This is a genomic window from Paraburkholderia sp. (genome assembly GCF_035501035.1).
GTDB lineage: Bacteria > Pseudomonadota > Gammaproteobacteria > Burkholderiales > Burkholderiaceae > Paraburkholderia.
Window position 1 is genome coordinate 1 of record NZ_DATJWR010000341.1, and the last position, 2,910, is coordinate 2,910.

At 66.4% G+C, this 2,910-nt stretch carries 3 protein-coding genes and 1 pseudogene; 2 read left to right on the forward strand and 2 right to left on the reverse strand.

The features are described 5' to 3' along the window. A pseudogene (locus VMJ11_RS25130) lies at positions 1–141 on the forward strand (carbohydrate ABC transporter permease); the annotation flags it as partial. A 29-nt stretch (positions 142–170) separates the two neighbouring features. Next, the gene (locus tag VMJ11_RS25135; RefSeq protein ID WP_325622839.1) at positions 171–1,289 is read left to right on the forward strand and encodes a sn-glycerol-3-phosphate ABC transporter ATP-binding protein UgpC; all 1,119 of its coding nucleotides are present in this window, start codon (positions 171–173) and stop codon (positions 1,287–1,289) included. Between the two features lie 107 nt (positions 1,290–1,396). Here VMJ11_RS25135 and VMJ11_RS25140 read toward each other — a convergent pair whose 3' ends face one another. Both VMJ11_RS25140 and VMJ11_RS25145 read right to left on the reverse strand, forming a co-directional pair. Then, positions 1,397–2,170, reverse strand: a complete 774-nt coding sequence (locus VMJ11_RS25140; RefSeq protein WP_325622841.1) for a Smr/MutS family protein — start codon at positions 2,168–2,170, stop codon at positions 1,397–1,399. A 227-nt stretch (positions 2,171–2,397) separates the two neighbouring features. Continuing rightward, on the reverse strand, positions 2,398–2,910 hold a 513-nt coding region (locus VMJ11_RS25145), incomplete at its 5' end, for an FAD-dependent oxidoreductase (protein ID WP_325622843.1).

A 2,910-nucleotide genomic window follows, 5' to 3' on the forward strand; every position in this document is an offset into this window, starting at 1 on the left:
GTGAACACGTCCACGGGCGTGAAGGAATACAACGTCGACATGGCCGGCGCGATCATCGCCGCGCTGCCCACGCTGCTCGTCTACGTGATCGCCGGCCGCTACTTCGTGCGCGGTCTCACGGCGGGCGCGGTGAAGGGCTAAACCGAAAGTTTGAGAAGAGGATTCACAGTATGGCAAGCCTTTCCATTCGCGACGTCTACAAGACCTACCCGAACGGGGTGCCCGTCCTCAAGGGCGTGAACATCGACATCGAGGACGGCCAGTTCCTGATTCTCGTCGGCGGCTCGGGCTGCGGGAAGTCGACGCTGCTCAACATGATCGCCGGTCTCGAAACCGTGACCAAGGGCGAGATCTCCATCGACGGCAAGGTGGTGAACAACCTCTCGCCGAAAGATCGCGATATCGCGATGGTGTTCCAGTCGTACGCGCTCTACCCGTCGATGACGGTGCGCGAGAACATCTCGTTCGGCCTGAACATTCGCAAGGTGCCCAAGGCCGAGCAGTCGGAGATCGTCGGCCGCGTGTCGAAGCTGCTGCAGATCGAGCACCTGCTCGACCGCAAGCCGGGCCAGCTCTCGGGCGGCCAGCGCCAGCGCGTGGCGATGGGCCGTGCGCTCGCGCGCGATCCGGTCATGTTCCTGTTCGACGAGCCGCTCTCGAACCTCGACGCGAAGCTGCGTATCGAGATGCGCTCGGAAATCAAGCTGCTGCATCAGCGCCTCGGCACGACGATCGTGTACGTGACGCACGACCAGATCGAAGCGATGACGCTCGGCGACCGCATCGCCGTGATGAAAGACGGCATCGTGCAGCAGTTCGGCGCGCCGCAGGAAATCTACGATTCGCCGTCGAACCTCTTCGTGGCGGGCTTCATCGGCGCGCCGCCGATGAACTTCATCGAAGGCAAGCTCGTGGAGCAGGGCAGCGGCGTTGGCCTCGAGCTCGATACGGGCGTTGCGCGCAACGTGCTGAATCTGCCGTTCGAGGCGAACAAGTTGCGCGGGCACATTGGCCAGAACGTGGTGCTGGGCCTGCGCCCCGAGCGCATCACCGACGCGCGCAGCTCGCACGACGGTCACGGCCACGAGTTGCAGCGCCACACGGTGAATGTCGACGTGATCGAGCCGACCGGGCCGGACACGCTCGTGTTCGCGCAGGTCAACGGCAAGCGCGTGGTGAGCCGCGTGCACCCGGGCTCGAATCCGCAGCCGCTCAACAACATGGAGCTGCTGTTCGACGTTTCGAAGGCCGTGCTGTTCGATCCGAAGACGGAAGAGCGCATCGCCTGACCTTCGCGCGCCGGATTTTCCGCGTGCGATAAAAAACCCCGTTGCTGCTTATGCAGTCAACGGGGTTTTTTCATGGCGTCTTGTGGTTTTAGTGGTGACGGAACCGGTCAGCGCATCTGATGATGCTGCCCATGCCCGACCGGATGCGGCTGCAGCAGCACGAGCACCGCGCCCGCGCCGCCGTCATGCGGCCGCGCCTGGCTGAACGCGATCACCTCGTCTTTCTGCACGAGCCACGCGCGAACCTTGCCCTTCAGCACCGGCTCCTTGCCGACCGAGCCGAGCCCCTTGCCATGGATCACGCGCACGCAACGCAGCCCACGCTTGACCGCTTCGCGAATGAAAACCTGCAGCGCCTCGCGCGCCTCCTCGCGGCGCATGCCGTGCAGGTCGAGCTGGGCCTGCACGATCCACGTGCCGCGCCGCAGCTTTTTCACGACTTCGGCGCTCACGCCGGGGCGGTGGTAGAAGAGCGATTCGTCGGTGTCGAGATACGCCTCCGGATCGAATTCGTCGGAGATCGCTTCGTGCAGCACGGCTTGCTCGTCGAGCTGCGTTTGCAGTGGCAGGGGCACGGGCGATTCGCGGCGCGGCTGCGCGCGCGGCGGCGCATTGAGCGGCGCGACCGCGCCAACCTCACGGCGAAAGAGTTCGCTGTCGGCGGCGGCCTCGACGCGTGCCGCACGCGCGGCCGTGCGCTCACGCTCGCGCTGGCGGGTCTGCGCCTTGAGCGCGTCGCGCAGGCTGTCGAGACCCGCGAAGCCTGACTGCACCTTGCCGGCGGCAGACTCGGCCGGTGCGGGAGCGGCTACGGGCGCCGGGGCAGGACGCGCAGCGGTGGGGCGCTTGGGCTCGCCCGGGTGGGGCACGTTCTTGGGCATGGCGAAAGACGCTGGGTGAATCGGTCGGTTGCGCACGCGGGTGCACGTGGGCGCAGTCGCGAGGCGGCTTGCCTTCGACCTGCGCACGGGCCGCCACAAAAGCCAAGGGCCGCCGGCTGGCTGGCCGCGGCCCTCGTTGCAGGTGCGCCGTCGGGCATCAGGTCGCTATTTTAGCGGCCCGGCGCCTCGTGCGTTCCCGGCCGCCTGCGCGGCCGGGGCGACGCGCCTTAACGGTCGGCTTCGGCGCTCATCACATGCGCCTGGCCGAGTTCGTCGATGGTCTCAAGATAGCGCTGCGCGTCGAGCGCGGCCATGCAGCCGGTGCCCGCGCTCGTGATGGCCTGGCGGTAGACGTGGTCCTGCACGTCGCCGGCTGCGAACACGCCCGGCACGCTCGTGCCGGTGGCGTTGCCGTTCAGGCCGCCATTCGTGATGATGTAGCCGTTCTTCATCTCGAGCTGGCCTTCGAAGATATCCGTGTTCGGCTTGTGCCCGATCGCGACGAACAGGCCCTGCAGTTCGATGTCGGTCGTCGCGCCCGTCTTCACGTTCTTGATGCGCAGGCCGTTCACGCCGCCGTCGTTGCCCTTCACCTCGTCTAGCACGTGTTCCCACTTGATCTCGACCACGCCTTCCTTCTCCTTTGCCAGCAGGCGGTCGATCAGGATCGGCTCGGCGCGGAACTTGTCGCGGCGGTGAATGACCGTGACCTTCTTCGCGATGCCGGCGAGGTACAGCGC